Below are 4,675 nucleotides of genomic sequence, written 5' to 3'. Positions count from 1 at the left end.
ACACAGCCCCCTACGAGTGGAGTCGACGATGGCGAAGGTCCCGAACGTGCTCGCGGCCGCCGCGCCCGCCGCGCTGACCGCGGCGAGCGGTCTGGTCGGCGGCTACGGCGTCGCCCGCTGGAGCGGCCGGCGCGAACTGGGCGGCGCGGTGCTGGCGGTGGCCGGCGCCGGGGCGGCCGCCCAGTGGCGCCGGAGCTCGGGCACGGGCACCGCGGCGGCGCTGACCGGCCTGTACGTGGCGGCCTTCGGCGGCTCGCACCCGCTGGCCAAGAAGATCGGCGCCTGGCCGTCCGTCTTCGCGGTGACCGGCGTGGTCGCGGCGGCCTCCACGGCCGCGACGGCGCTCTCCGCCCGCAGGCGTTAGGGCCGGTCCTCGACCGCGCGCCCCGCACCGAACCGGGCCTCGAAGGCGGCCCGGTTCGCCGAGACCGGCGCGCGGTCCCAGACCGCGAACACCACCCGGTCGAAGGCCGCCCCGTACCGGGCCAGCGCCCCCTCGAAGGCCTCGGCGACCTGCGCCGGGTCGTTGCGGAACACCCCGCAGCCCCAGGCGCCGAGCACCAGCGTGCGCAGCTCGTGCCGGGCGGCCGCGGCGAGCACCCGCACGGCCCGCTCGGCGAGCACGCCGCGGACCTCCGTGCCGGGTGAACGCCGTTCCAGCTGACCGGCGTTGGGCGCGGGCGAGGTCAGGAAGGCGACCGGGTACGGCCGCGCCAGCAGTTCGCCGCGCCCGTCCCGGATCACCGGCACCGCCGGCGAGACGATCACCCGATGGCTGTACCGGAGGTCGGTGGAGGCCCGGTGGGCCTCGTAGTAGTCCGGCGCCTCCAGCAGGCAGCTGTACAGCAGCGCACTGCGGCACAGGTCCTCCTCCTGGGCGCGGGCGCCGCGCAGGTAGCCGCCGCCGGGGTTGCGCGCGGAGGCGAAGTTCAGCACCCCGACCGGCCCCGCCCCGGCGTCGACCAGCCGGCGGGCGGCCTGGACGCTCCCCTCGGCCGTCACCTCGATCCGCCCGGCCGCCGGCCCCGGCCCCGGCCCGCGACCGTCCTCCGCCAGCAGCGCGTCCAGCCGCTCCGGCGCGTACGACACCGTGCCGGCCTTCGCCGCCGCCAACTCCTCCCCCACCCGCACGAGTTCGCCCCCGGCCGTCCGGTAGCTCCCGCGCTCGGCGATCTCCTCGTTCACCCGTGCCACGTCGTGCAGTCTGCTGCTCATGGCCGCGACGCTACGGGACTACCGCGCCCGTGCGCCACAGGTTATTCTCACTTCCAGAACAACACCCCGGGGGGATGGCGGGGTGTCTGCGTGGGGGAAACGCGAAGGGCCCGCTCCGGGGGAGGAGCGGGCCCTTCACGCGTTTCACGCGTTCGGCCCGGCCGTGCGGTCGGCCCGGCCGTACGTTCGGCCTGGTCGGCGGTCGGTCACCGCCGGTGCGGCGTCAGTTCTTCCAGCGCGGCTTGCGGTCGTCGCCGCCGAAGCCACCCGAACGGCCGCCGCGGTCGTCACGGTCACGGCCACCGCCGAAGCCGCCACGGTCGCGGTTGAAGCCACCGCGGTCGGACTGCGGACGGCCGCCGGAGCGGTGGTCGTCGCGGCGCGAGAACGGACGGCTGCTGCCGCCGCGCTCGTCACGGTCCCGGCCGAAGGACGGGCGGTCGCCGAAGGAGCGGGCCGGACGGTCGCCACCGAAGGAGCGGCCGCCGCGGTCGTCGCGGTCGCGGTTGAAGCCGCCGCGGTCGCGGTCGCCACCACCGAAGCCACCCGAACGGCCACCACGGTCGTCACGGTCACGGCCACCGCCGAAGCCGCCACGGTCACGGTTGAAGCCACCGCGGTCACGGTCGCCACCACCGAAGCCACCCGAACGGCCACCACGGTCGTCACGGTCACGACCGCCACCGAAGCCGCCCGAACGGCCGCCACGGTCGTCGCGGTCACGGCCGAAGCCGCCCGAGCGGCCGCCGCGGTCGTCCCGGTCACGGTCGCGGCCGAAGGCCGGACGCTCACTGCGCGCCTCGCGGTAGGACGGGGCACGGTCCTCGGCCTGCGGCGCGGCGGGGGCCTCGACGGCCGTACCGGCCTCGGCCGACTCGCCGGACTCGGCCTCGGCGGCCGGCTCCTCGTCCTCGATGCCCAGCTCGGCCCGCTCGCGCGCCGCACGGGCGGCCAGGCGGTCGGCCTCCTCGCGCAGCTCGGTGGCGCGGCGCTGCGCGCGCTCCAGCTGGCGGGTCATGTCGGCGAGCTCGCGCTCGGCGGCACCGGCGATGCCGGCCGCGCTCTCGGCCTGGACCTCGGTCAGCGAACGGGCGCCGGTGATCTTGGCGACCTCGGCGTCGAAGGCGTGGTCGAGGATGTGGCGCGAGGCGTCGACGCCCGCGTCCTCCATCAGGCGGAAGACGCCGCGGCGCTGGTGCGGCAGCACCAGGGTGACGACGGCGCCGGAGCGGCCGGCGCGCGCGGTGCGGCCCGAGCGGTGCAGGTAGTCCTTGTGGTCGCCGGCCGGGTCCACGTTCAGGACCAGGTCGATGCCGTCGACGTGGATGCCGCGGGCGGCGACGTCGGTGGCGACGACGACGTTGACGTAGCCGTCCTTGAAGTCGCCGAGGACGCGGGTACGGGCGCCCTGGGTCATGCCGCCGTGCAGCGCGTCGGCCTTCACACCGGCCTCGATCAGCTGCTCGGCGACGCGGTCGGCGCCCATCTGGGTGCGGACGAAGATGATCGTGCGGCCCTTGCGGGCGGCGATCGCGTTGGTGATCGGCGCCTTGTCCTTGGGCTTCACCACGAGGATGTGGTGGGTCATGGTGGTGACCGCGCCGGCCGACGGGTCGACCTCGTGGGTGACCGGGTTCTTCAGGTAGCGCTTCACCAGGGTGTCGATCTCGTTCTCCAGGGTGGCGGAGAACAGCAGGCGCTGGCCGCCGGCCGGCACCTGGTCGAGGATCTCGGTGACCTCGGGCAGGAAGCCCATGTCGGCCATCTGGTCGGCCTCGTCGAGCACGACGGTCCGGACCTCGGCGAGCTTGGCGCTGCCGCGGTTCAGCAGGTCGCGCAGACGGCCGGGGGTGGCGACGAGGATGTCGACGCCGCGCTCCAGCGCGTAGATCTGGTTCGACATCGAGGTGCCGCCGCAGACGACCTTGAGCTTGAGGCCGAGCACCGAGCCGAACGGCTCCAGGGCGTCGGCGACCTGCATGGCCAGCTCACGGGTCGGGACGAGGATCAGGCCGCGCGGGTGCTTGGGCTTGGTGCGCTCGCCGTCGGCCAGGCGGGTCAGCAGCGGCAGGCCGAAGCTGAGGGTCTTGCCGGAGCCGGTGCGGCCACGGCCCAGCACGTCCTTGCCGGCCAGGGCGTCCGGGATGGTCGCGGCCTGGATCGGGAACGGGGTGGTGACACCGCGCTTGGCGAGGGCGCGCACGACGTCGTCGTGCAGGCCCAGGTCGCCGAAGGTGATGGTGGGCTCGGCGGCCGCCTCCTCGGTGGCCTCCACGGTCTCCACGGCCTCGGCGATCACCTCGTCCGCGGCGGTGTCGATGGTGTCGTTGGTGTCGGTGACATCGGCGGCGGCCTCGTTCGCGGGCATGGCGAAGCGGGCGTCGTCAACGAGAGACATGCAAAACCTTCCGGAAGTGGCACGCGCCAAAGTCCGGGGTTCTGTTTCACAACCGCCTCTATGCGGTCAGCCACGGATCGCCGGAACGCGCCAAGGGCGCCAGATGGGAATAGGGCGCCAGTCAAATGGATCAAACGAACGATCTACCACCATAGACGAACCTGGGGATCGGAGGCAAACCCCCTGCTCAATCCCCTAACGCGCGACTGCCCGCGGACTCGGGGCCGAGGAACCGGAGCTGCCGGAGGACGGATCCGGGGCCGGCGGGACCGTCGCGGCGGGCGAGCTGTGCTCGGGCGCGGGGGTGCCGGACGGGTGGCTGCTCGGGGTGGACGAGGGCGTCCCGGCCGAACCGCCGCCGGAGCGGCCCTCCCCGGTGCCGCCCGCCCCGCCGGTACCGCCGGAGCCCGCCGTACCGCCCGACCCGCCCGGGCCACCGCCCGGGTGCGGCACGGGACTTGTGTTCGTACCGCCCGCCGAACCGCCGCCCGGACCGCCGTCGGGAGCACCCGACCCCGGCACCGGGACCACCCCGGCCACCGCGCCGTTCGCCCCCGGGGCCGCCTCACCGGGCGCCGTCACGGTGGACCCGTTCGCCCCGCCCTCGCCCTGGAGGCCCCCCGGCCGCTCCGGGTGCCCCGGGGCCCCGCCCGGGTGCCCGGCCCCCGGCGAGGCCGAGGGCCCGCCCGTCGCCCCCGGCCGGGCCGCCGGACCGGCCTGCCCGACCGGCGCCACGCCGTGCCTCTCCTCCGCCGCCGGGCCGACGGACATGCACCCGGTCAGCCCGAGCCCGGTCACCGTCAGCAGCGCCGCCGCCCGTACCGCGCGCGAGCGCGGGAGCGCCGCCGCCCGCCCCGGGGCCGTACGCGCCGCGGCCAGCCGCACCCGCACCGCCCGTACCGCCCGCACCGTCCGTGCCGCCCGTACCGAAGCCACTGAGGTCCCTCTCTACCGCCCCACCCGGGCCGCCCACTCGCGCGCGGCCGCTTTTGGTGCCCAACGCGCGCCCGGCCCGGCGGGACACGGGCAGCGCCCAAGCTCGCCCGCCCGGGAGGGGCGCCG

Annotated in this window: 3 protein-coding genes; 1 reads left to right on the top strand and 2 read right to left on the bottom strand. The window is 76.0% G+C overall.

What is annotated here, in order from left to right:
• Positions 1 to 28 precede the first annotated feature (28 nt).
• Positions 29 to 364, top strand: coding sequence for a hypothetical protein (locus ACFU6K_RS31825; RefSeq protein WP_380668918.1), 336 nt, complete (start codon positions 29 to 31; stop codon positions 362 to 364).
• On the opposite strand, the gene ACFU6K_RS31820 is transcribed toward ACFU6K_RS31825, so the two are convergent.
• Together ACFU6K_RS31820 and ACFU6K_RS31815 are read right to left on the bottom strand one after the other, a co-directional pair.
• Entirely contained in the window at positions 361 to 1,215 is an 855-nt protein-coding gene (locus ACFU6K_RS31820; protein WP_380668916.1) for a TIGR02452 family protein, read from the bottom strand. The two genes, ACFU6K_RS31825 and ACFU6K_RS31820, sit on opposite strands and share 4 nt — an antisense overlap.
• A 223-nt stretch (positions 1,216 to 1,438) precedes the next feature.
• A complete protein-coding gene (locus tag ACFU6K_RS31815; RefSeq protein ID WP_380668914.1) occupies positions 1,439 to 3,613 on the bottom strand; it encodes a DEAD/DEAH box helicase in 2,175 nt (724 codons plus the stop codon).
• Between the last annotated feature and the right edge of the window lie 1,062 nt (positions 3,614 to 4,675).

Origin of the sequence: Kitasatospora sp. NPDC057512, assembly GCF_042802135.1 — a bacterium.
Classification (GTDB): Bacteria; Actinomycetota; Actinomycetes; order Streptomycetales; family Streptomycetaceae; genus Kitasatospora.
The sequence above is the reverse complement of the archived record's forward strand: the minus strand, read 5'-3'. Positions and strand labels throughout refer to the sequence as shown.